The organism is Thalassobaculum salexigens DSM 19539, assembly GCF_000423805.1.
Taxonomy (GTDB): Bacteria; Pseudomonadota; Alphaproteobacteria; order Thalassobaculales; family Thalassobaculaceae; genus Thalassobaculum; species Thalassobaculum litoreum.
Genome location: NZ_KE384093.1, coordinates 1,997,569 through 2,019,609 on the forward strand (window position 1 = coordinate 1,997,569; position 22,041 = coordinate 2,019,609).

The 22,041-nt window shown below is 67.8% G+C and carries 21 protein-coding genes and 1 tRNA gene; 17 read left to right on the forward strand and 5 right to left on the reverse strand.

Going from position 1 to position 22,041, the window contains the following annotated elements; all coding sequences use genetic code 11:
• Positions 1 to 83: 83 nt before the first annotated feature.
• The 4 genes from G578_RS28470 (at position 84) to G578_RS0113715 (ending at position 2,430) form a co-directional block, all read left to right on the forward strand.
• Entirely contained in the window at positions 84 to 1,343 is a 1,260-nt protein-coding gene (locus G578_RS28470; protein WP_051244782.1) for an HD domain-containing phosphohydrolase, read from the forward strand.
• Positions 1,344 to 1,460: 117 nt separating this feature from the next.
• Positions 1,461 to 1,536: transfer RNA gene (locus G578_RS0113705), tRNA-Lys, on the forward strand.
• Positions 1,537 to 1,765: 229 nt separating this feature from the next.
• Entirely contained in the window at positions 1,766 to 2,077 is a 312-nt protein-coding gene (locus tag G578_RS0113710; protein ID WP_028794720.1) for a hypothetical protein, read from the forward strand.
• Between the two features lie 122 nt (positions 2,078 to 2,199).
• Positions 2,200 to 2,430 (forward strand): hypothetical protein, encoded by a 231-nt coding sequence (locus tag G578_RS0113715; protein WP_028794721.1) that lies wholly within the window; start codon positions 2,200 to 2,202, stop codon positions 2,428 to 2,430.
• 23 nt (positions 2,431 to 2,453) lie between these two features.
• Here the strand turns inward: G578_RS0113715 and G578_RS0113720 are convergent, their stop codons facing one another.
• Positions 2,454 to 3,626, reverse strand: coding sequence for an aminotransferase class V-fold PLP-dependent enzyme (locus G578_RS0113720; RefSeq protein ID WP_028794722.1), 1,173 nt, complete (start codon positions 3,624 to 3,626; stop codon positions 2,454 to 2,456).
• A gap of 281 nt (positions 3,627 to 3,907) precedes the next feature.
• On the opposite strand from G578_RS0113720, the gene G578_RS26325 reads away from it, so the two are divergent.
• Positions 3,908 to 4,627, forward strand: coding sequence for a DUF502 domain-containing protein (locus G578_RS26325; protein WP_051244783.1), 720 nt, complete (start codon positions 3,908 to 3,910; stop codon positions 4,625 to 4,627).
• Between the two features lie 42 nt (positions 4,628 to 4,669).
• Positions 4,670 to 5,338 (forward strand): DUF4286 family protein, encoded by a 669-nt coding sequence (locus tag G578_RS28475; RefSeq protein WP_051244784.1) that lies wholly within the window; start codon positions 4,670 to 4,672, stop codon positions 5,336 to 5,338.
• Positions 5,339 to 5,360: 22 nt separating this feature from the next.
• On the opposite strand, the gene G578_RS26335 is transcribed toward G578_RS28475, so the two are convergent.
• Positions 5,361 to 6,977 (reverse strand): sigma-54 interaction domain-containing protein, encoded by a 1,617-nt coding sequence (locus tag G578_RS26335; RefSeq protein ID WP_038014169.1) that lies wholly within the window; start codon positions 6,975 to 6,977, stop codon positions 5,361 to 5,363.
• Positions 6,978 to 7,076: 99 nt separating this feature from the next.
• Between G578_RS26335 and G578_RS26340 the strand changes: the two genes are divergently transcribed.
• Genes G578_RS26340 through G578_RS0113785 form a run of 9 tightly spaced genes read left to right on the forward strand, consistent with a single transcriptional unit; the run spans position 7,077 to position 16,399 of the window.
• The gene (locus tag G578_RS26340; protein WP_051244786.1) at positions 7,077 to 8,282 is read left to right on the forward strand and encodes a CaiB/BaiF CoA transferase family protein; all 1,206 of its coding nucleotides are present in this window, start codon (positions 7,077 to 7,079) and stop codon (positions 8,280 to 8,282) included.
• 41 nt (positions 8,283 to 8,323) lie between these two features.
• On the forward strand, positions 8,324 to 9,109 hold the full coding sequence (locus G578_RS0113750) for an enoyl-CoA hydratase-related protein (protein WP_028794723.1): 786 nt from the start codon (positions 8,324 to 8,326) through the stop codon (positions 9,107 to 9,109).
• Positions 9,110 to 9,120: 11 nt separating this feature from the next.
• A complete protein-coding gene (locus tag G578_RS0113755; RefSeq protein ID WP_028794724.1) occupies positions 9,121 to 10,773 on the forward strand; it encodes a class I adenylate-forming enzyme family protein in 1,653 nt (550 codons plus the stop codon).
• 13 nt (positions 10,774 to 10,786) lie between these two features.
• The gene (locus tag G578_RS0113760) at positions 10,787 to 11,557 is read left to right on the forward strand and encodes an enoyl-CoA hydratase/isomerase family protein (protein WP_028794725.1); all 771 of its coding nucleotides are present in this window, start codon (positions 10,787 to 10,789) and stop codon (positions 11,555 to 11,557) included.
• Positions 11,557 to 12,732 carry an acyl-CoA dehydrogenase family protein gene (locus tag G578_RS0113765; protein WP_051244787.1) on the forward strand — a complete coding sequence of 392 codons (1,176 nt, stop codon included), beginning with the start codon at positions 11,557 to 11,559 and terminating at the stop codon, positions 12,730 to 12,732. Before G578_RS0113760 ends, G578_RS0113765 begins: the two co-directional genes overlap by 1 nt.
• A 4-nt stretch (positions 12,733 to 12,736) precedes the next feature.
• Positions 12,737 to 13,612, forward strand: a complete 876-nt coding sequence (locus G578_RS0113770; protein ID WP_028794727.1) for a 3-hydroxyacyl-CoA dehydrogenase family protein — start codon at positions 12,737 to 12,739, stop codon at positions 13,610 to 13,612.
• A gap of 3 nt (positions 13,613 to 13,615) precedes the next feature.
• A complete protein-coding gene (locus tag G578_RS0113775; RefSeq protein WP_211228903.1) occupies positions 13,616 to 14,266 on the forward strand; it encodes a 3-hydroxyacyl-CoA dehydrogenase family protein in 651 nt (216 codons plus the stop codon).
• Positions 14,266 to 15,408: a CaiB/BaiF CoA transferase family protein gene (locus G578_RS0113780; RefSeq protein ID WP_038014172.1), complete on the forward strand. Its 1,143-nt coding sequence runs from the start codon at positions 14,266 to 14,268 to the stop codon at positions 15,406 to 15,408. Before G578_RS0113775 ends, G578_RS0113780 begins: the two co-directional genes overlap by 1 nt.
• Before the next feature lie 4 nt (positions 15,409 to 15,412).
• The gene (locus G578_RS0113785; protein WP_028794730.1) at positions 15,413 to 16,399 is read left to right on the forward strand and encodes an NADPH:quinone oxidoreductase family protein; all 987 of its coding nucleotides are present in this window, start codon (positions 15,413 to 15,415) and stop codon (positions 16,397 to 16,399) included.
• A 153-nt stretch (positions 16,400 to 16,552) separates the two neighbouring features.
• On the opposite strand, the gene G578_RS0113790 is transcribed toward G578_RS0113785, so the two are convergent.
• From G578_RS0113790 to G578_RS26345, 3 genes are read right to left on the reverse strand one after another with little or no spacing between them, the layout of a single operon-like run.
• A complete protein-coding gene (locus G578_RS0113790; protein WP_051244788.1) occupies positions 16,553 to 17,401 on the reverse strand; it encodes an alpha/beta fold hydrolase in 849 nt (282 codons plus the stop codon).
• Between the two features lie 10 nt (positions 17,402 to 17,411).
• Positions 17,412 to 18,122 (reverse strand): haloacid dehalogenase type II, encoded by a 711-nt coding sequence (locus G578_RS0113795; RefSeq protein WP_028794732.1) that lies wholly within the window; start codon positions 18,120 to 18,122, stop codon positions 17,412 to 17,414.
• 10 nt (positions 18,123 to 18,132) lie between these two features.
• The gene (locus G578_RS26345; protein ID WP_051244789.1) at positions 18,133 to 20,253 is read right to left on the reverse strand and encodes a lytic transglycosylase domain-containing protein; all 2,121 of its coding nucleotides are present in this window, start codon (positions 20,251 to 20,253) and stop codon (positions 18,133 to 18,135) included.
• Positions 20,254 to 20,450: 197 nt separating this feature from the next.
• On the opposite strand from G578_RS26345, the gene dapA reads away from it, so the two are divergent.
• Positions 20,451 to 21,353: a 4-hydroxy-tetrahydrodipicolinate synthase gene (dapA, locus tag G578_RS0113805; RefSeq protein WP_028794733.1), complete on the forward strand. Its 903-nt coding sequence runs from the start codon at positions 20,451 to 20,453 to the stop codon at positions 21,351 to 21,353.
• 138 nt (positions 21,354 to 21,491) lie between these two features.
• Positions 21,492 to 21,962, forward strand: a complete 471-nt coding sequence (smpB, locus tag G578_RS0113810) for an SsrA-binding protein SmpB (protein WP_028794734.1) — start codon at positions 21,492 to 21,494, stop codon at positions 21,960 to 21,962.
• The last annotated feature ends 79 nt before the right edge of the window (positions 21,963 to 22,041 follow it).

The window sequence follows — 22,041 nt, forward strand, 5'->3', positions numbered from 1 at the left end:
TCCGGGGTTGAGCGGCCGGCGATAAACTCAATTTTAAGAATGTCTCGGTAAAAGTGCTCCCATAACCAAGGAGCATTGAGCTGATGGCGCTTGAGACCAGCTACGATCTGCCCGCTTCCCCGGGCGTCTTCGATAACCTGTGCCGACCCGGGATCCTGGTCACCGCGTCCTATGTCGCGATCGCCACGCTCTATATCGTCTTCTCCGACCACCTCGTCGCGCTGATATCGAGCGATCCCGAGGTGCTCATGGACCTGCAGATGACGAAGGGGCTGGCCTTCGTCGCCGTCACGGCGACAGCCCTCTTCCTGGCATGGACGACGCTCGAAAAGCGGGAGCGGCGCGAACGCGCCCGCTACGAGAACACCCGCAAACGCCTGGATGAGCTGAGCAACGCCCTTCCCAATCCTCTGGTGGTCCTGAATCTCGACGGCGATCTCGTCGAGTGGAACACCGCGAACCAGGCGGTGCTCGGCTATTCGTTCGAGGACCTGTCGGGCATGAGCGTCGATGATCTGGCGCACCCGGACGACCTGGCGAATGCCAAGGCTGCGATCGATCACGTTCGCACGACCGGTCGCGCGGCCAGCGCCGATGTCCGCGTCGTGACGGCGGACGGCAAGGTCCTGTCCTATCGTTGGCACGGCGCCCCGCTGTTCGACCCGGATGGCGCGGTTTCCGACATCGCCGTGGTCGGCATCGACATGACCGACCTGAAGGACACCCAGGATCGGCTGCGCGGCGCGCTCTGCGGGGTGAAGCACGTGCTGAAACAGACGGTCGACGCGATCGCCATGGCCGTCGAGAAGCGCGATCCCTACACCGCGGGCCACGAGAAGCGTGTCGCGGTTCTCGGCCTCGAGATCGCGCGGGAAATGGGCCTGTCGGAGGATGCCTGCGAAGGGCTGGAGTACGGCGCGCTGCTCCATGATGTCGGCAAGCTGGCGGTCCCCACCGGTATCCTGACGCGGCCCGGACGTCTGACCGACAGCGAGTTCGACGTGGTGAAGTCCCATGCCGAACACGGTTACGACATCGTGCGCTCGATCGATTTTCCCTGGCCGGTCTCCGACATCGTCCGCCAGCATCACGAGCGCCTGGATGGGTCGGGATATCCGCAGGGGCTCAAGGGCGAGGAGATCTGCCAGGAGGCGCGGATCATCGGCGTCGCCGATGTGGTCGAAGCGATGTGGAGTCACCGGCCGTACCGCGCCGGCCTGGGCATCGATGCGGCCCTCGACGAGCTGCGCGCCGGCAGCGGCACCCGGTACGATGCCGACGTCGTGAGGGCCTGCGAGACGGTCATCGCCCGCGGCTTCGCCTTCACCCCCGGCACGGCATGACGGCGCAGCCGTCTACTCTCGACCCGCGTGGTCGGGCAGGGCGATGGATGCGCTTTTTGCGTCCACTTTTACTTGACCCGGCGGGACGTGCTGCCTAGCTTCCGGCCACCCTTTGGCGGGCGCGTAGCTCAGTTGGTAGAGCATCTGACTTTTAATCAGACGGTCACAGGTTCGAACCCTGTCGCGCTCACCAGATCTCCGAACTTCAATCCCCGATCACTCCCTGCGCCTTGCGGCGTCCCCGGCGGGAAGCCGCAGGACTTCGGCACAGGCAGGCTGCTTGCGAGTACTCGCTAATTACCAGACGGTTTTTCCGGTTTTACTTCCATGGGCGAGCCCGGAACGGCTATCCGCTTTTCACGACCTCGCGGGCATCGTATATTGCAGATGCGTGAATCGCGTTTGGGCGTGGGAGTCCGACGATGTTCGACTTTTTGAAGGTCAGCAAAGACAAGAAGAAGCCCATCCGGCCGAAGGTGATGAACACACCCAAAAAGGCCGAATCCAAGGGTGTCGTAAAAATAGACAAATTTGTCTTTAATATTCGCGATATTAATGACAAGGGGTTTATCCTGGACCCCTACGACAAGGACATCGTGGTTTCCGGCCAGCGGTTCCGGTTCGAGATCGACGCGATGTACAAGGACAAGCAGATCAAGGGGCGGGCCGAGGCGGTCGTCACCAAGATCGTCGACAACGCGCTGGCCGCGGCGTTCCTCACGAAATTCTTCTGAAGCCGTTCGCGCAGTCCGACACCCGACCTGCACTACCCAGGCCCCGTACCGCACACGCTTGGACCGCGGCCCCGGTGCCGCTGTCCATTGTCGCCCGCCGCCGATTCGGCCATACTCCTGCAATGAGCGAACGCGACAAGGCCCTCAAGATCCTGCGTGCGGTCCGGCAGAAGATCGATCCGGACGTGCTGGCGCGCGCCCAGAGGGCCGCTCTCGTTCAGATCGGCCAGAAGCCGCCGGAGCCGGAGAACGAGGCCTCGCGCCTGTTCAAGCTGGCACTTGAGAACGGCGGCAAGCGCCGCGTCGAGATCCTGCGCGAGCTCGAGCGCAAATTTCGCCACAAGCTGAACTGATCGCCCAGCCCGGCGACGGACGGTCAGGCATTCGGCCGTTTGGCGAGCACCGCGTCGGCCAGGGCGTCGATTTCGCCGATGTGGTTGTAGATCTGGCTCGACACCCGGACATACAGGCCGCCGGCCAGCGGGTTTACCCGGGTCTGGATCCGGTCCTCGCGCAGCAGACGCAGGCGCAGGTCGCGGGCGGTCTCGAAACCGGTGCCGTAGCCGTCCGGCAGGCGGACCATCACCATCGATCCCACCATGCTCTCCGGCTGGCCCATCTCGGTGCCCCAGGCGGCCGACAGCCGGCGTCCCGCCGCCATGGCCAGCGCGTGATTGTGGGTCCGGATCGCCTCGACCCCGAACCGGTCGACGAAATCCAGTGCCGCCGGCAGCGACTGCTGGGCCGAGCCGTCGCGGGTGCCGACCCAGTCGAACTCCTCGTGGAAGCCGTTCAGATAGCCGTGGCTGATCACCGCCGGGTGCAGACGATCGATGACCCGCGGCCCGGCCCAAAGGAAGGCGCAACCCTTGGCCGCGAAAAGCCACTTATGGCAGGTGCCCGTGTACCAGTCGGCGCCGAGCGCCTCGATGTCGAGCCCCATCATTCCCGGCGCATGGGCGCCGTCCACCAGCACCAGCGCGCCCGCATCCCTGGCGGCGGCCGTCATCGCCTCGACCGGCAGGGCGAGGGCGGTCGGCGAGGTGACGTGGTCGATGATCGCGAGCCTGGGCTTGCTCTGCGCCAGTGCTGTTTCGAAGGCGGAGAGCGCCTGCTGCGGCGATTCCGCCGGGAAGGGCAGGGTCCACTCGGCAATCTCCGCACCGGTCATGGTGCACACGAAACGCACGGTGTTGCGCACCGCCCCGTAGGTCTGATCGTTGATCAGGATCCGGTCGCCCGGCTTCAGGTCGAGGGACCGCAGGATCGCGTTCACGGCCTGGGTCGGGTTCTCCACCATGGCGAGGTCGTCGGCCCTTGCCCCCACATAGGGCGCCAGCCGGGCGGCGGCGGCGCGCAGGGCCGGGCGGAACTCGAACTCCATGAACCGGCTGGGCTCGGCCTCCATCCGGTCGCGCCAGTCGCGCTGGGCCTCCAGCACCAGACGCGGCGTCGCCCCGTAGGACCCGTGGTTGAGGTGGAGGGACGCCTCTTCCAGACAGAAGAGCGGGCGGAGATCGGTCCCGAAGGCGGAAGGAGCGGTCGTCATGGCGGGAGTTTGCCGCACGGCGCCGGTGTCCGCCAAGGTCACTTTGTCCCCGGGACAATGAAACCGTGCCTTATTTTGGCCGGACCCTGTCGCTACTTGGCGACGGCAAGAACAGCGGGGCACGGGAGCGGCGATTGTGCCGCGCGGTGGCTTGACGTTATGGTGGACGTCGATATTGCACCGCACACGCAACTTGCCGCGTACCCTGGCGGCGGGGGGCGAGGCTCCCTAGATTATCGTGATCGCCTGTCGGCTTATTCGCGCAGAGGAGGCCGCCACAGATGGCGCCGAGCACCAAGGTCTCATTGTTTTCCCGGTTGCGGACCTATTTCTTTGCCGGCGTCCTGGTCACGGCGCCGATCGGCATAACCCTGTATCTCGCCTGGCTGATCATCGATTTCATCGATAACCGGGTCACCCCGCTGATCCCGGCGCGCTACAACCCCGAGACCTATCTTCCCTTCAGCATCCCGGGCCTCGGCCTGATCGTCGCCGCCGTCGTGCTGACCGTCGTCGGCGCCTTCACCGCGGGACTGGTGGGCCGCTGGCTCGTCAGCCTGTCGGAGCGGCTGATGGCCCGCATGCCGGTGATCCGCAACGTGCACAGCGCGCTGAAGCAGATCCTGGAGACCGTGCTGGCGCAGCAGTCCAAGGCGTTCCGGCAGGTGGTGCTGATCGAGTATCCGCGCCGCGGCATCTGGGCGATCGGGTTCCTGACCGGCGACACGGTCGGGGAGGTGCAGAACCTGACCACCGACGACGTGATGAACGTGTTCCTCCCGACCACGCCGAACCCGACCTCCGGTTTCCTGCTGTTCGTGCCGCGCGAGGACTGTCACGTGCTGTCCATGACCGTGGAGGAGGGGATCAAGATGGTGGTCTCCGGCGGCATCGTCACGCCACCCGACCGCCGGCCGAAGGACGATCGCGAGGTTCCGCGCATCCCCGCTGCCTCGCCGGAGCATCCCGAGGGGCCCACCCGGCAGATCGACGCGGCCTGACATCAATCAAAAAGAACGGCATATCAGGGAGGACAGAGGCACATGACCGACGCGGCCATGGCGGTCTGGGGCGACACCGCGCCCGAAGGCGACGCCGAATTCAGCGAATGGTACCACCGCGAGCACATTCCCGAGCGGGTCGGCATGCCCGGCTGGCGCAACGGCCGGCGCTACCGCAAGATCGGACGCGGCAAGCACAGGTATCTCGCGGTCTACGATGTCGACAGCATGGCCTGCTTCGATGACCCGGCCTATCGCCACGCGCTCGACCATCCGACCGAGTGGACCAGCCGGATGATGGGGCATTTCCGCAATTTCGTGCGCGCCACCAGCCGGGTGCGGTTCTCCAGCGGCGAGGCCCTGGGCTCGGTCATCGCAACGGTGCGCTACGACCCGGGCACCGGCGATGACGAGGAGATCGCCCGCTGGCTCGCCGGCACCGCGCTGCACGATCTGCGCAACCGCGAGGGCATCACCCGGGTGCAGCACTGGCAGGCGGACATGGGCCGCTCGCTGGCCAAGACCGCCGAGCAGGCGATCCGTGCCGGCAGGGACGGCGAGGCGCCGTTCACCGCCGTCGTCGAAGGGACGGAGCGCGCCTTCGTCGAGGCGGCGCTGGTGGAGGCGGGGATCGTCGAGGGCCTGGCCGACCGTGGCGCCCGGAAGGTGGAGAGCGGGCTGTACAGCATGCTGTTCGCGCTGCACGGCTGACCGCGCACGCGCGTTTCGCCGGCTAACCCGACATTTCCCCCAGTCGCTTGTACAGGTAGGTACGGCTGATCCCGAGCGCTTCGGCGGCGCGTTTCTTGTTGCCGTCGGCGCGGTCCAGCGCCTCGGCGATCAACCGCTCCTCCAGCGCCCGCAGCTGCGCCTCCAGGGGCGCCGCCGGGTCGGGATGCGGCTCGTCGCCTACCAGATCCGGCAGGTCCGCCGGCGTCAGCTCATCCCCTTCGCAGAAGATCGCCGCCTTCTGCACCGTGTTGAACAGCTCGCGCACATTGCCGGGCCAGGAATGGGCGGCCAGCAGCGCCATGGCGTCGGCCCGCACCCCCCGGCTGGGCAGGTTGTGGCGCTTCACCGTGCGCGCCAGGAAGGTGCGCACCAGGGCCGGGATATCGGCCGCCCGGTCGCGCAGCGGCGGCAGCCACAGGGTGAGCGCACCGATGCGGAAATACAGGTCGGCGCGGAAATCCTCCGCCTCGATCATCCGCTCCACCGGCCGGTTGGTGGCGGTGACCAGGCGGAAGTCGGCGCTGCGCGAGCGGTGGCCTCCAAGGCGCTCGAACGTGCCTTCCTCCAGTACCCGCAGCACCTTGGCCTGGATGTCGATGCCCATGTCGCCGATCTCGTCGAGGAACAGGGTGCCCTTGTCGGCCAGCTCGAACTTGCCCGACCGGCCGCGCTTGTCGGCCCCGGTGAAGGATCCTGGCTCGTAGCCGAACAGCTCCGCCTCGACCAGGGTGGCGGGCAGGGCGGCGGCGTTCAACACCACCAGGGGCTTGGCCGCCCGGTTCGACTGGCCATGCAGCGCGCGGGCGACCAGCTCCTTGCCGGTGCCGCTCTCGCCGCGAATGAGGACGGAGATGTCGAGCGGAGCGACCCGGGCGATATCGGCCTTCAGCTTCCGGATCGGCGGGCTGTCGCCGATGATCGCCTCCAGATCGGCCGGACGCGGCCGCATTTCCTCCAGCTCCCGGCGGTAATAGTCGACCTCGGCCCGCAGCTTGGCGATCTCGCGGCCGAACTCCAGCGCCTGATCCGGCCCCTTGAACATGACCTGGCCGATGGCACCGACGGTCCGGTCGTCCCGGTTGATCGGAAAGCGGCTGACGATGCGGGCGACGCCGTTCATTTCCTGGAGCCGGCCGATCTGGGCGCGGCCGGATTTCGCCACCTCGGGCAGGCGGGTGTTTTCGATCACGTCTTCGGCAGGGAGGCCCAGGCCCTCGCCGCGTTTCATGCCGAAGAACTTCGCATGCACCGGGCTGACCCAGCGCAGCAGCCCCTCGGCATCGACCACGGTGATCGCCTCGTAGGGGTTGGTCAGGAAATGGGCGAGGATCTCGTGGGCGAAATCGACGCTGGCGGCGAAATCCACCACCGGGTCCTCGGCCCCTGCCGGCCAGACCAGATGCAGGGCGACGCCGCTTGCGGTATGGCGCGACAGCACGGACCAGAGGGTGTCGCCCAGGTCCACGCTCCAGATCCGGCGGTCCGGATCGGCCGCGGTCAGCGCACGGTCGACAGCATCGGGCAGGCGCGGCCCGTCGGTGAAGACAGGCGTGCCGTCGGCGGCGAGAAGGCGGATGCTGGGCGATGTGTCCATGATGCGGACAGTAGAAAATCGCATTGTCCGCGTCGAGAACAGTTCTTTACACGAATTGGCGGATGTCTGCCGGTTTTCACGCTGGCACGGCCATTGCCCCCTGGAGGGGTGGAGGAAACGCTCATGACCGATCCGAAACTGCCCCTGGACGATCTACCGCCCGCGCCGAAAGGCGCGCCGTTCGACCTGCTCGAGGGCGTGCGGGTGCTCGACCTGACCACGTCCATCGCCGGGCCATACGCCACGCTGCTGCTGGCGGACTACGGCGCCGATGTTGTGAAGATCGAGCGGCCCGGCAGCGGCGACGACGCCCGCGCCTGGGGCCCGCCGTTCCTGGACGGCGACTCCCTCTGGTTCATGTCGGTCAACCGCAACAAGCGCAGTGTAGCCGTCGACTACACGGCCGATCCGGGCCGCACCCTGTTCGAGAAGCTGGTCTCCGCCGCCGATGTGGTGGTGCTGAACCAGGTACCCCGGGTGCAGGAGAAGCTGAAGACGGATGCCGCCACGCTGCAGGCACTTAATCCCGGCCTGATCGTCGCTTCGGTCACCGGTTTCGGGCTGACCGGGGAACGCAAGGATAAACCCTGCTATGACCTGATCGCCGAGGGCTATTCCGGCGTGATGGACCTGACCGGCGAGCCGGACAGCCCGCCGCAGAAGGTCGGCACCCCCGCCGCCGACCTGCTGGCCGGTCACGATCTGGCGCTCGCAGTCGCCGCCGCCCTGGTGCGCAAGGGCCGCACCGGGCAGGGGGCCGTGGTCGACGTCTCCATGGTCGAGAGCATGACCCGTTTCATGGTGCCGCGCATCGCCAGCTATCTGGGCTCCGGCGAGGTGCCGGCCCGCTCCGGCGCGCGCGACAGCGTGATCGCCATCTACCAGGTCTTCGACACCGCCGACGACCCGATGACCCTGGGTCTCGGCAACGACGCGATCTGGCAGCGCTTCTGGCAGGCGGTGGGCAATCCCAAGCGCGGCGAGGATCCGGCCACCGCTACCAATGCCGGTCGCCGCGAGGTGCGCGCCGAGCTGGTCGCCGAGATCCAGGCGATCCTGAAGACCCGGCCTCGCGCCGCGTGGCTGGACCTGTTCGACGCCAACAAGGTGCCCGCCGGTCCGATCCAGCGGGTGGACGAGGTCTGCGCCGATCGCCACCTGTACGAGCGCGGCTTCCTCTATACGATCGCGCGGGAGGGCAAGAGCCCGTCGCCCCAGGTCGGCACCGGCGTGCAGATCGACGGCCGGGCCAATGCGCCGCGCCGCGCCCCGCCGGATCTGGGCGCCCACGAGACCGACATCCGCGCCGACTGGCTCGGCGAGAGCTGACCCCGGCCACCTGAAGAGCACCATCCCAAGGGAAGAGACGCATGTCCCAGACGTTCGAGACCATCCTGTACGAGGAAGACGGCCCCATCGGCTGGATCACCATCAACCGGCCGGACGACGGGAACATGTTCACCCCCGTCACCTGTATCGAGATCCGCGACTGCATCGAAGCGATCCGCCGCGAGACCCGGACCCGCGTCGTGGTGCTGACCGGCGCCGGCGAAAAGTTCTTCTGCATCGGCGGCCGCAAGGACGGGATGGAGGACACCAATCTCTATGCCGGCGTGCTGCCGACACTTGAGATGTACGACGCCATCGACAAGCTGCAGAAGCCGGTCATCGCAATGGTCAACGGCTTCGCCGTCGGCGGCGGTAACGTGCTGCATACGGTCTGCGACCTCACCATCGCCAAGGAAAGCGCGGTGTTCCGACAGGTCGGCCCGATGATGGGCAGCTTCGATGCCGGCTACGGCACCTGGTACCTGGAGGACGCCATCGGCAAGAAGCGGGCGAAGGAGATGTGGTACACCAACCGCAAGCTCTCCGCCGCCGAGGCGCTGGACTGGGGCCTGATCAACCGTGTGGTGCCCGACGACAAACTGCGCGAGGAAACTAGGGCCTGGGCCCTGACCATCTCCGAGCGCGGCCCGATGGCGCTGGCCGGCATCAAGCACGCCTTCCTCGCCCGCCACGGCGGTGTCGGCGGTCTCGGCCGCGTCTCCCACGACATGCTGCTCAAGCTGTATCTGAAGACCGAGGAGAGCCAGGAGCTGTCCAAGGCCTTCGGCGAGCGCCGCACGCCCGATCCGGACAAGTTCGGCCACTGAGGGGGCGCCCCATGAGCCGGCTGCTCACCCTGCACGACCCGGCCACCGCCCGGCGCTACTACGAGGCCGGGCTGTGGCACGACGAGACGTTTTACGCCCTGCTGGCCAAGCACGCGGCGGCACGGCCCGACGCCAAGGCGGTGCGGGATTCCGCCCGCCACCTGACCTGGGGACAGCTGAAGGATTGGGTCGACGCCATCGCCGACAGTCTGCACGAGGCGGGCGTGGTCACCGGCGAGCGGGTGGCGCTGTGGGCGTCGAACCGGGTGGAAGTGGTCGCGTCGTTCCTGGCCTGCTCGCGCAACGGCTATGTCTGCAACCCGTCGCTCCACCGCAACTACACGGTGGAGGAGATCGCCGGCCTGCTGCATCGGGTCGGAGCGACGGCGGCGGTGGTGGAGACCGGCTGGGGGGCCGATACCGACCGGCACGACCCGGTCGCCGCCCTGCGCGGACTGGAGGCCATGCGCAAGGTGTTCGTGCTGCCGCCGCAGCGCGAAGAGGGCGACCTGCCGAAGATCGGTACCGCGCCGCGCAGTCTTCGCGCACCCGATCCGAACCCGGACAGTGTCTGCTATCTCGCCTTCACCAGCGGCACGACGGGGCGGCCCAAGGGCGTGATGCATTCCGACAATTCGCTGCTGGCCAATTGCCGCGACCTGGTGAAGGACTGGCACCACGACACCTCGACCGTCCTGCTGACCCTGTCTCCGCTCAGCCACCATATCGCCTGGGTGGCGGTGGGCCAGTGGCTGGTCGCCGGCATGGAGTTGATCATCGACGATCCGGCGCCCGGCCGGTCGCGGCTGGACTGGATGGTCGAGACCGGGGCGACCTATGTGATGGGCGTGCCGACCCATGCCATGGACATCCAAGCGGAGCAGGCCCGGCGCGGCATCGAGAAGCTGGGGTCGGTGAACCTGTTCTACATGGCCGGCTCGCCGATCCCGCCGGCGGTGGCGGAGCGCTTCGTGCGCCAGGGCGTGCGGCCGCAGAACATCTACGGCATGACCGAGAACTCCTCGCACCAGTACACCCACCCGGTGGATGACGAGGCGACGATCTGTGCGACCTGCGGGCGCGGCGGGGCGGGCTATGAGGTGCGGATCTTCTCCCAGGAGAACCGGGACGAGGAGGTGCCCGTCGGCACGACCGGCGAGATCGGCGGCAAGGGCGCCGCGCTCATGCTCGGCTATTTCGACAACCAGGCCGCCACCGAAGGCTCGTTCAATCGGGACGGCTGGTTCCTGTCCGGCGATCTCGGCGTGCTCGACGGCAACGGCAATCTTTCGATCGTCGGGCGCCTGAAGGACGTGGTCATCCGCGGCGGCCACAACATCTTCCCGGCCCGCGTGGAAGACCTCGCGGTGAAGCACCCCGACATCGCCAAGGCCGCAGCCTTTCCGGTGCCGGACGAACGGCTGGGCGAGAAACTGGCCCTGGCGATCCTGCCGAGCGGCCAGAGCCCCGATGCCGCCACAGTGCTGAACCATCTCTACGCGGTGGGGCTGTCGAAATACGACATGCCGGAATACTTCCTGGTGATGGACAGCTTTCCGCTGACCCCCAGCGGCAAGATCCTGAAACGCGAGCTGGCGGAGTGGGCGAAGACCGGACGGATCGCGCCCGAGCCCTGTCGGTTCAAACAGCCCGAAGACGCCTGAGGAGGGCGCCGACATGACCGTGACCCTGGCCCTGTCCGAGGGGATCGCCACCCTGACTATCGACCGTCAGAAGGCACTGAATGCCCTTAATTTCAGTTTGATATCGGATATCTCTGAGAAACTGGACGAGGTCAGGGAGTCCGACGCCCGCGGCCTGCTGATCACCGGGGCGGGCGAGAAGGCGTTCTGCGCCGGCGCCGACATCAAGGAACTGATGGGTCGGGACCTGATGGCGCAGAAGCGCGGGGCCGAGGCGGGACAGGCGACCTTCGCCAAGATCGCCGCCCTGGAGATCCCGTCGCTCGCCCTGATCAACGGCTTCGCCTTCGGCGGCGGGCTGGAGATGGCGCTGGCCTGCACCTTCCGCATGGCGGTGCCGACCGCGAAGATGGGCCTGCCGGAGATCAAGCTCGGCCTGATCCCCGGATATGGCGGGACCCAGCGTTTGCCGCGCCTGATCGGCGAGGGCCGGGCACTGGAGATGATCCTGACCGGCCGTACGGTGGACGCCGAAGAGGCGCTTCGCATCGGTCTGGTGAACCGGCTGACCGAAACCGCGGACTCAGTTGCAGACGCCCAGGGTTTCCTGGGTGAGGTGACCCGCTACGGCCTGCCGGCGATCAGCTTCGCCAAGGAGGCGGTGACCCGCGCCCTGGACCTGCCGATCCACGAGGGGCTGAAGGTGGAGGCGGATCTCTCCACCCTGTCCTTCCGCACCGAGGACGCGGAGGAGGGCCTCGCCGCTTTCGTGGAGAAGCGCAAACCGAGCTTTAAGGACCGCTGATGGCCACCGTACTCGACCGCCTGGACGCCAGCCTCGACCTGCCCGAGGACGAGGCCATGGTGCTGGACAGCGTGCGCCAGCTCGCCGCCGAGAAGATCGCACCGCGCGCCGCGGGTCACGACCGCAACGGCACCTATCCGGCCGACAACATCGCCGAGATGAACGACCTCGGCATGAACGCCATGTTCGTGCCGGAAGCATATGGCGGGCTCGGCCTGTCCTACACGGTCTATCTCGCCTGCGTGCGGGAGATCTCCAAGGCTTGTGCCTCGACCGGCATCATCTGGGCCACCAACTTCCACGGCATGAAACCGGTGATGGACTTCGGCACCGAGGCACAGAAGCAGCGCATCTTGCCGACCATCGCCGCCGGCGGCATCGGCTCGCTCTGCATCACCGAGCCGACGGCCGGCTCGGACGCCACGGGCATGAAGACCCGGATCACGCCGGACGGCAATGAGACCGTCGTCGTCAATGGCGGAAAGACTTTCATCTCCAACGGCAACGTGGCCGACCACCTGCTGGTCTTCGGCAAGTGGAGCGAGATCGACGATCCGCGCAAATCGATCACCGCCTTCGTGGTCGACAAGGACACGCCCGGCCTGGAGGTTCTCCGCAAGGAGGAGAAGATGGGCCACCGGGCCGCCCCGACGGTGGCGCTATCCTTTGAGGACATGAAGATCCCGCGCGAGAACATCATCGGCGAGCCGGGCGATGGCTTGCGCATCCTGCTGTCCTCGCTGAACAAGTCGCGGCCCAGCGTGGCGGCCCAGGCGCTCGGCATCGCCCGGGCGGCGTTCGAGGACGCCATCGACTACATCAACGACCGCCGCCAGTCGGGCAAGCGGATCGTGGAGTTCCAGGGCATCCAGTTCACCCTGGCCGATCTCGCCACGGATCTGGCGATGTGCGAGGCGTGGCTGTGGAAGGTCGGCCGTATGGTCGACGGCGGGGCGACGGATTTCGGCATCGAGGCCTCGATGCTGAAGATGCGCGGCTCCGACCTCGCCATGCGGATCGCCGACGAGGCGGTGCAACTCCATGGCGGCTACGGCTACTGCCAGGACTACCGGGTCGAGCGGCTGATGCGGGACGCCAAGATCACCCAGATCTGGGAAGGCACCAACCAGATCCACCGCCAGCTTATTGGCCGCAGCTTCGCGCGCAAGGAGTGACAGCATGACCACCATCCAGACCGTCGGCGTGTGCGGGGCGGGGACCATGGGGGCGGGGATCGCCATCGTGGCGGCCCGCGCCGGCTACCGCACCGTGCTCTACGACACCAATGCCAAGGCGCTGGACCGGGCCAGGGGCCAGACCGAGGCCTTCCTCGCCATGTCGGTGGAGCGCGGCAAGCTGACCCAGGAGCAGGTCGACGCCGCCCTGGCCGGCTACAAGACCTCCGACACGCTGGACCGCCTCGCCGAGTGCGACATCGTCATCGAAGCAGTGTTCGAGAACCTGGCCGTGAAGCAGGAGCTGTTCGGCAAGCTGAACGACATCTGCCCGGAACACACCCTGTTCGCCTCGAACACCTCCACCCTGTCGATCACTCAGATCGCTTCGGGCTGCGGCCGCGAGGACCGGGTGGTGGGCATGCACTTCTGCCTGCCGGCCCAGCTCATGAAGCTGGTGGAGATGTCGCCGGGGCTGAACACCTCGGACACTTCATTCGCCGCCGCCTGGGCGTTCTGCGAGGCGCTGGGGCAGAAGCCTGTAAAGACCAAGGACGCGCCGGGCTTCATCCTCAACTACTTCCTGGTGCCGTTTAACAACGACGTCATCCGCCTGATCGAGGCCGGCGTGGCCGAGCCGGCGGATATCGACCGGGCGATCAAGGCAGGCCTCGGCTACAAGATGGGGCCGTGCGAGCTGCTGGACCTGATCGGGCTCGACACCCAGGTGCTGCTCTGCGACGCGTTCTACGGCGTCACCCACGACCCGCGCTGCGCCGCGCCGCCGCTGCTCCACCGCATGGTCGCCGCGGGGCATCTCGGCCGGAAGTCGGGACGCGGCTTCTTCTCCTATGACACCGACAAGATGTACGGGGCCTGAGCCATGGTGAGCTATTCGATCGTCGATACCGGCGACAGCCGGTCGTTTCCCGAGGACCATCCCTTCCTGGCCGGGTCCGGCGCGGAGGGCGAGGTCGTCGCCTATATCGGGGCCGGCGCCATCTCCGCCTGGCAGGAGGACCCGTCGCGCACCGCCATCCTGGTCGAACTCCATACCGAGACCCTGGGCGAGGTGACCGGCGAGAGCCGGGGCGAGGAGGGCTCCAACACGATCGGCTTTTCCCGTTTCCGCGTCGGCGACGGGGCACCGTCCGATCTGGTGGAACTGGTGCGCCAGCCCCATACCGATCCGGCCGCCCTGGAGGCCGCCCGCATGGTGCTTGAGGGCGCCGGCTTGCAGGTCTCGGAGTGCTTCGACTTCGCCGGCCGCATCCTCGACCGGCTGATCCGGCCCTATTACAACGAGGCGCTGGCCAAGCTGGACGAGGGACTCGCCACCGCCGACGACATGGATCTGACGGTGAAGCTCGGCCTGGGCTATCCGGAAGGGCCGATCGAGCTGCTGGAACGCACCGGCCTGCATCACCACCACGACGTCACCCAGGCACTGTTCGAGGTCTACGGCACCCGGCACTATGCCCCGGCCCGTCGGGCACGGGTGGCGAAGAAGCGCGCGAAACGGGGGCTGTCCTGATGGCAGGCGCACGCAAACCGCTCGCCGGCGTCCGCGTCATCGACTTCTCCACCCTGCTACCGGGGCCCATGGCGACCCTGATCCTGGCCGAGGCCGGAGCGGAGGTGATCAAGCTTGAGCGCCCCGGCAGTGGCGAGGACATGCGGGCCTACCCGCCGATGGTGACCGAGGACAGCGGGGTCAATTTCGCCCTGCTGAACCGGGGCAAGCGCTCGCTTGCCGTCGACCTGAAGGACCCGGCGGCGGTCGAACAGGTAAAGGCTCTGATCAAGGATGCCGACGTGCTGGTCGAGCAGTTCCGACCCGGCGTCATGGACCGGCTGGGCCTGGGCTACGAGGCGGTCAGGGCTTTGAACCCGGCCCTGGTCTACTGCTCGATCACCGGCTTCGGCCAGACCGGACCGAAGGCCAACCTCGCGGCCCACGACCTGAACTACATGTCGGAGACCGGTATTCTCAATCTCGGGGCCGACAGCCGGGGCGATCCGGTCCTGCCGCCGGTTCTGGTGGCGGATATCGGCGGCGGCACCATGCCGGCGGTGATCTCCATCCTGCTGGCCCTGCGCGAGGCGGAAAAGACGGGAGAGGGCGCGTTCCTCGATGTCGCCATGGCCGACAACCTGTTTGCCTGGGGCTACTGGGCGCTGGGCGAGCGGGCGGCCGGCAAGGGCGATCCGACGCCGGGCGGCGAGTTGGTCACGGGTGGCACACCCCGCTATCAGGTCTACCGCTGCGCCGACGGCCGCTGGCTCGCCTGCGCGCCGCTGGAGCCGAAGTTCTGGGCCAATTTCTGCGAGGTGATCAACCTCGATCCGGCCCTGCGCGACGACGCCAAGGACCCTGCGGCGACCATGGCGGAAGTCCGAGCGATCATCGCCTCGCGCACCAGCGCCGATTGGCTTGCGGCGTTCGAGGGCGTGGACGCCTGCGTCACCCTGGTGAAATCGATTTCCGAGGCGGCGGACGACCCGCATTTCCAGCAGCGCGGCCTGTTTGCCGGCGCGATGCAGGCCGGCGGCACGGCCATGACCCCGCTGCCGCCGCCGATCGCCCCGATCTACCGCGATCCCGAGGGCGGGCAGTCGTTCCCGGCCCTGGGCGATGCCAATACCGACCTGATGCCCGATCTGCGAAAGGAATAGATCCATGCGCGCGGTGATGATGGAGGCGTTCGGCGCGCCGGAGACAGCGATGGTCAAGGACCTGCCGTCGCCCGTGCCGGGTCCGGGTCAAGTGGCGATCCGCACCCGGGCGGCGGGGGTGAACTATCCCGACCTGCTGGTGGTGGAAGGCAGGTATCAGCACAAGCCGCCGCTGCCCTTCGTTCCCGGCAAGGAACTGGCGGGAGAGATCACGGCGGTCGGCGCCGGCGTGACCGCCTGGAAGCCGGGCGATCGGGTCATGGCGCAGATGGAATACGGCGCCTTCGCCGAGGAGGTCGTCGCCGGCGTCGACCAGTGTTTCGCCATTCCCGATGCCATGGCCTTCAGCGATGCGGCGGCCATGGGGCTGGTCTATCAGACCGCCTGGTTCGCGCTGCTCGACCGCGGCGGCTTCGTGCCCGGCGAGCGGGTGCTGGTGATGGGCGCCACCGGCGGGGTCGGCATGGCGGCGATCCAACTGGTGAAGGCCCTGGGCGGCACCGCGCTGGCGGGCGTGTCGACCATGTCGAAGGCCGATGCGGCGCGGCAGGCGGGGGCGGATCACATCATCGACCTGTCGGTGGAGAACCTGCGCGACGGGCTGCGCGATCAGGTCCACGCGGTGACCGACGGCCAAGGCGCCGATGTCTGCATCGACCCGCTGGGCGGCGACCCGTTCGATGCGGCGATGCGGGCGCTGGCCTGGTGCGGAAGGATGGTGGTCGTCGGCTTCGCCGCCGGGCGCATCCCGGTGATCAAGGCGAACTACCTGCTGGTGAAGAACATCGCGGTGAGCGGCCTGCAATGGTCCGACTACCGCGACCGCACGCCGGAGCGCATGGCCGAGGCCCAGGCGGAGATCTTCGGCCTGCACGCCGAGGGCAAGCTGTCGGCCAACGTGATGGCGACCTATCCGCTGGAGCGGATGGCCGAGGCCATGGCGGTGATCTCCGACCGCAAGGTGGTGGGGAAGGTCGTGCTGGAGATGTGAACCCTCCAAGACCCAATTCTCACCCGGCTTCCGGGCCTGACCCGGGACCCGGCCTTCCGCGTTTTGGAGCATTGGATTTGAGATCTCCGGCGCTCCAGCGAGCCCAGATTTAGGTCCCGGCGCGGGGCCGGGAAGACGGGGGAGGGGCGACGGTCAGTACCGTCCCAGAAACCGCTCCAACGCCTCCCGAGCGGCGGGTTCTTCCAGGGTCGGGGCATGGCCGATTTCCGGCAGGACGACCACCTCCATTGCCCGGTGCCGGCGCTGCATCTCCGCCGCCGTCTCGGCCGACAGCACGATGGACCTGCCGCCGCGCACCAGCAGGACCGGCACCGCCGTCAGCGCGGCGAAAAGGGCCCAGAGGTCCGTGTCCTTAGCCTCGGCGCCGGCCAGCGGCTTCACGATCGCCGGGTCCCAGTCCTGGCGCAGGCTGCCGTCGGGTTCCTCGCGATAGGTGGTCCTGGCGAAGGCGACCCACTCCTCCTCCGTGGTGAAGGACAGGTCCGGCAGGATCCTGCGCATCTCCGCCGCCGCGTCGGCCCAGCTCGCCGGCCGGCGTTCTCGGCCCATGACCTCGATGAGAAAGTCGCCGCCGCTGTCGGGAATGTCCGGGCCGATGTCGTTCAGCACCACCGCCTCCAGGCAGGTCGGCGCCATCGCCGCCAGCGCCATGGCCATCAGCCCGCCGAAGGAGGTGCCGATCGCCACGACTCTGTGAAGGCCTAGAGCGACCATCACCGCGCGGATGTCGTCGGCCATCGCCGGTGGCGCATAGGCGGCCGGGTCGTCCGCATATTCGGACCGTCCCCGGCCGCGGTAGTCCAGGCTCACCAGACGGCGCGGCGCGATGCGTTCGGCCACATGCACGAAGTCCTTGGTGGTGCGGGCATAGCCGGGCAGGCCCAGCACCGGCACGCGCGGGTCCAGCGGATCCCCCCAGTCGGCGGTGTACAGCCGCGCCCCCGACCGGCTGGTGACGAAGCGCTCCCGGCAGTCGACCATGGGCATCCCGTCAGGCGAGGCCGAGGATTGCGGGCAGGGGCTCCAGCGTCTTCAGCTCGGTGTCCGGCGAGCCCGGCAGCCGCTCGCGAGCCTGGCCGAAACGGTTGCACCAGACGACCCGGAAGCCGAAGGCGGAAGCCGCCGCCGCGTCCCAGGCGTTGGACGACTGGAAACTGATGGCGCCGGGGGTGGAGACGCCGAGGCCGGCCATGGCGAGCTGGTAGACCCTCGGATCCGGCTTGAACACGCCGAGTTCGTCGACCGACAGGACCGCATCGAGCAGGGCTGTGCAGCCGGTGCTGTCGCACACGCTTTCCAGCATGTCCGGCGACCCGTTGGACAGGATCGCGGTCTTCATCCCCGCGGCCTTCAGCGCCTGCAGCACGCCGATCACCTCCGGATAGGTCTCCAGTGTCCGGTAGCTGTCCATCAGCGCCTGGCGCAGGCCGGTGGGCGGGCCGCCGGGAAAGGCGGTCTCCAGCGCGAAGTCCAGGGCCTCGCCGGTGACCTGCCAGAACGGCACGTAGTGCTCGGCCCCCATCAGGCTGCGCAGCCAGGAATAGGCGAGCTGCTTGCTGCGCCAGGTGTCGGACATGACCTGCGCCGCCTCGACCTCCAGACCGAAATCGTCACGGCATCGAGCGACGGCGGAATGGACATCGAACAGCGTCCCGTAGGCATCGAAGACGCAGGCCTCGATGCCCTCGAACCGTTCGGTCATGGTGTCCCCCTCAGTTTCTTTTCAGCGCTGCCTGTTGCCGGTCCAACAATACGCCGCAGGAATAGACGCACCAGACTTTCTGGGCGCCGGGGGCGAGGGCGGCCATTGCGGTCGTCTGATCGTGATCGTTGGCAAGCCGCTCGCGGTAGACGTGCAGGGCTTCCAGAACCCGCTGCACGTAGTTGCGGGTCTCCGAGAACGGGATGCGCTCGATCCAGTCGATGACGTCGACACTCGGATCGCTCGGGTCGCCATGCGCCCGCACCCAGGCGGCAACCCGGCCCGGGCCGGCGTTATAGGAGGCGATCGCCTTGATGTAGTGGCCGTTGAAGCGGTCGACCATCTGCTTCAGGTAGGTGCTGCCGAGGCGCACGTTGTAGTCCGGTCGGGCGATCAGCGAGCCCAGATCGTACTCCAACCCGATGGACTTGGCCGTTGCCTGCGCCGTCGCCGGCATGAGCTGCATCAGGCCGCGGGCGCCGACACGGCTGATGGCGGTGGCCTCGAAGCTGCTCTCCTGGCGGATGATCGCGTGGACGAAGGCCGGCTCCGGACCCTGGGTCGGAATCGGGTCGAGCAGCGGATAGCCCAGCGCCGGCAGGATCATCCTGCCGGTCGCCGCCCGGCGGGCGGTGAAGACCGCCGTGCCGAGTTCGCCGGCCTCCGCGGCCATCTCGGCGATCAGTGCGGAGCGGTCGATATCGTCGCTGGACACGGCCAGATGCCGCAGGAACAGGCGCGCGGTCCCGTCCATGCGTAGACGGAGCAGGGCCCGCGCCGCCTGCACCTCGTCATCGGCGAGGAAGGCCGCCCGGGCCGCCGCGTCGGGCGCGGCCGGAACCGGCAGGGAGATCCGCTTCGCACCGATCCGGGCGGCGGCGAGCTGGCCGTAGAACGTGGTCTGGAACGCGGCGCCCCGGGCATACCATTCGCGGGCGGCATCCGGATTGCCCACCACCTCGGCGGCCCGTCCGGCCCAATAGGCGGCGCGGGCGGAGCTGATCGGGGTGGAGACGTTGCCGTGGAGCTGGGTGAAGTGGCGCAGAGCGTCCGTCGGCCGATCGAGGAACCGCAGGGCAATCCAGCCGGCCAGCCATTCCGCCTCGGCGAACGGCGCGCCGGAGCGCTGGTTGTGGGAGGCGGCAAGCAGATACGCGTCCTCCAGCTTGCCGTCGTCCAGGGCCTCGCGGATGTGCCAGGCCCGTTCGCGCCACCACAGGGCGGCGAATTCCGACGAGGGCGGTGCGGCGAACATCAGCTCGCGCGCGCCGATCTCCATGCCGGCCTGCCGGCGCCAGCGCAGACGTTCGTAATGCAGGCCCGGATCGTCCTGCAGATCCTTCGGCACCCGACGGATCGCGTCGTCCACGCCGGCCTGCTTGAAGCGCAGGCGCAGCCGCGCGTCGGCCAGCCTCCGCCATCCGTCGGGCACATGGTCCATGGCCTGGCGGGCGGCGCCGGAATGACCGCGCCATAGCATCTCGTCCAGGCGCTCGATGTGGTCGATCTGGCGCAGATGCTTGCCGTAGCGGTTCAGGAACAGCGTCTCGTCGCGCTTGCCGAGTTCGATATGGCGCCAGGTCTCGCGCGCCAGGGTCTCCACCGCCGCCGCGTCACCCGTCCGGGCGACGGCCTCCAGGTGGGCCAGGCGGCCCCGGGTCGAGCGGGGCGGGTGCTTGGCGAACCACTCCAACCGGCGCGCCAGGCCGATATCGCTGCCCATCAGCTCCTCGCCGCGTGCGACCAGGGTCGCCTCGTCGGGCCAGCCCGGATGGTCGTGCAGGAAGCGCTCGATCTCGGCGAAGGTCGTCGGCTGGTTGCCGTCGCGTAGCCGGGTCCACTGGAACAGGGCTTCCAGACTCGGATCCCGGTCGCGGCCGCGTACGGCCGCCGCCTCCGCCCAGTCGCCGGATCCGGCGAAGGCGAGGGTGGTGCGCCAGGCGGCATCGGATCGCGACAGTCCCGCCAACCCGTCCGGCCGCGGCATCGGAACCGGCACGGCTCCGGCGGCGACCGGCGCCGCCGATCCGGGGCGTAGCTCCGGCGCCGGCGCGGTGGCGGCGGCCAGCACTGTGCCTGTCCAGGCCAGCGCGGCGACGCCGAAGACGAACGAGAGACCGCGAGCGATCATAGCTCTTCTCCGCACGATCGACGGCGCCCTGCGGGGGGAGGTGGGAGCCGACGTCGAACGACCAAGGTAATGCTGCGGCCGCTAACCGCCAAGCGGGCAAGAAAAAATAGCCGCCGAGGCATACTTGCCCCCAGGTGGGTGCGGGCGTAATGTCGCCCGCTCAACTTCCACGAAACTGCCGACTCGGGAGAAAGCCGATGGGCTACGCATTCGGACAGCCGTTGTTCAAGGGATCACTCGTTGCCTTGATCACGCCGTTCAAAAACGGCGCGGTGGATGAGAATGCGTTCCGAAAACTCGTGGACTGGCAGATCGAGCAGGGCACCCATGGCCTTGTTCCGGTCGGCACCACGGGGGAAAGCCCGACCCTGAGCCATGCCGAGCACAAGCGTGTGATCGAGCTCTGCATCGAGCAGACCGCCGGCCGCGTGCCGGTGATCGCCGGCGCCGGCTCGAACTCCACTCAGGAAGCGGTCGAGTTCACCGAGCACGCGGCCGAGGCCGGTGCCGACGCGGTGCTGCACGTCATGCCGTATTACAACAAGCCGACCCAGGAAGGCATGTTCCGGCATTTCGAGGCGATCAATAACGCTGTCGATATCCCGATCATCATCTACAACATTCCCGGTCGCTCGATCGTGGACATGTCGGTGGACACGATGAAGCGGTGCTACGAGGAGCTGAAGAACGTCACCGGCGTGAAGGACGCGACCGCCGATCTGGTCCGTCCGATCAAGCAGCGCATGGCCATGGGGTCGGATTTCTGCCAGCTCACCGGCGAAGACGCCTCGGTGCTGCCGTTCCTGTCGCATGGCGGGCACGGCTGCATCTCGGTCACGGCGAATGTCGCGCCCAAGCAGCTTTCCGAGATGCATGTGGCCTGGCAGAACCGCGACCTGGATACGGCCTTCGCCATCAACGAACGGCTCCAGCCGCTGCATGCCGCGCTGTTCAGCGAGAGCAGCCCGGGGCCGGTGAAATACGCGGCCAGCCTGCTGGGGATCTGCGAGTCGACGGCGCGCCTGCCGATCTACGAGATCGCCGACGAGAACAAGGCGAAGGTCGAGAGCGCCATGCGCCATGCCGGTCTGCTGAACTGATCATCGCATCTGCGAAAACGCAACGGCCCGTCCCTGGTGGCGGGCCGTCGCCGTTTCGGGTGCGGCTCGCGACCCCGACACTCGACATGAGGGCGGGGCTGCCTATATACGCACGTCAGCATTTGAGGAGAGAGCGCCATGGCGGGTAAGCAAGGCGCCCGCAAAGAGGTTGCTCGAAACCGGCGGGCCCGACACGAATACAGCATCGAGGACACGCTGGAGGTCGGTCTTATCCTGACCGGCTCGGAGGTGAAGTCGCTGCGGCAGGGCCGCGCCTCGATCAACGAGGCCTATGCCGGCAGCGAGCATGGCGACCTCGCCCTGATCAACTCCCATATTCCGGAGTACAAGCCGGCTGAGCCGTTCAACCACGAGCCGCGCCGGGTGCGGCGTCTTCTGGCCCATCGCCGGGAGCGTGACAGGCTGCTGGGCCTGATCCGGCGCGAGGGCTACACGCTGGTTCCGCTGTCGCTGTATTTCAACGACCGGGGCATCGCCAAGCTCGAGATCGGCCTCGCCCGCGGCAAGAAGTTGGTCGACAAGCGCGAGGACGCCAAGAAACGCGACTGGGAACGCCAGAAGGCCAGGCTCCTGCGCGAGAAAGGGTAAGGCCGGCGGCGCTTGGTGCCCGACGTCTGCCCTGTCTCCGGGCATGTTCCGGGCCTACGCCACAGCCGCTGCGAGCGCT

Bases quoted from the DNA above. Each gene is read 5' to 3' on its own strand.
- G578_RS0113710 (WP_028794720.1), top strand. From the start codon at position 1,766: ATGTTCGACTTTTTGAAGGTCAGCAAAGACAAGAAGAAGCCCATCCGG.
- G578_RS0113770 (WP_028794727.1), top strand. From the start codon at position 12,737: ATGACCACCATCCAGACCGTCGGCGTGTGCGGGGCGGGGACCATGGGG.
- G578_RS26335 (WP_038014169.1), bottom strand. From the start codon at position 6,977: ATGCGATTTTCTACTGTCCGCATCATGGACACATCGCCCAGCATCCGC.
- dapA (WP_028794733.1), top strand. From the start codon at position 20,451: ATGGGCTACGCATTCGGACAGCCGTTGTTCAAGGGATCACTCGTTGCC.
- G578_RS28475 (WP_051244784.1), top strand. From the start codon at position 4,670: ATGACCGACGCGGCCATGGCGGTCTGGGGCGACACCGCGCCCGAAGGC.
- smpB (WP_028794734.1), top strand. From the start codon at position 21,492: ATGGCGGGTAAGCAAGGCGCCCGCAAAGAGGTTGCTCGAAACCGGCGG.
- G578_RS0113765 (WP_051244787.1), top strand. From the start codon at position 11,557: ATGGCCACCGTACTCGACCGCCTGGACGCCAGCCTCGACCTGCCCGAG.
- G578_RS0113780 (WP_038014172.1), top strand. From the start codon at position 14,266: ATGGCAGGCGCACGCAAACCGCTCGCCGGCGTCCGCGTCATCGACTTC.
- G578_RS0113760 (WP_028794725.1), top strand. From the start codon at position 10,787: ATGACCGTGACCCTGGCCCTGTCCGAGGGGATCGCCACCCTGACTATC.
- G578_RS26345 (WP_051244789.1), bottom strand. From the start codon at position 20,253: ATGATCGCTCGCGGTCTCTCGTTCGTCTTCGGCGTCGCCGCGCTGGCC.
- G578_RS0113785 (WP_028794730.1), top strand. From the start codon at position 15,413: ATGCGCGCGGTGATGATGGAGGCGTTCGGCGCGCCGGAGACAGCGATG.
- G578_RS28470 (WP_051244782.1), top strand. From the start codon at position 84: ATGGCGCTTGAGACCAGCTACGATCTGCCCGCTTCCCCGGGCGTCTTC.
- G578_RS26325 (WP_051244783.1), top strand. From the start codon at position 3,908: ATGGCGCCGAGCACCAAGGTCTCATTGTTTTCCCGGTTGCGGACCTAT.
- G578_RS0113715 (WP_028794721.1), top strand. From the start codon at position 2,200: ATGAGCGAACGCGACAAGGCCCTCAAGATCCTGCGTGCGGTCCGGCAG.
- G578_RS0113755 (WP_028794724.1), top strand. From the start codon at position 9,121: ATGAGCCGGCTGCTCACCCTGCACGACCCGGCCACCGCCCGGCGCTAC.
- G578_RS0113790 (WP_051244788.1), bottom strand. From the start codon at position 17,401: ATGGTCGACTGCCGGGAGCGCTTCGTCACCAGCCGGTCGGGGGCGCGG.
- G578_RS26340 (WP_051244786.1), top strand. From the start codon at position 7,077: ATGACCGATCCGAAACTGCCCCTGGACGATCTACCGCCCGCGCCGAAA.
- G578_RS0113775 (WP_211228903.1), top strand. From the start codon at position 13,616: ATGGTGAGCTATTCGATCGTCGATACCGGCGACAGCCGGTCGTTTCCC.
- G578_RS0113750 (WP_028794723.1), top strand. From the start codon at position 8,324: ATGTCCCAGACGTTCGAGACCATCCTGTACGAGGAAGACGGCCCCATC.
- G578_RS0113720 (WP_028794722.1), bottom strand. From the start codon at position 3,626: ATGACGACCGCTCCTTCCGCCTTCGGGACCGATCTCCGCCCGCTCTTC.
- G578_RS0113795 (WP_028794732.1), bottom strand. From the start codon at position 18,122: ATGACCGAACGGTTCGAGGGCATCGAGGCCTGCGTCTTCGATGCCTAC.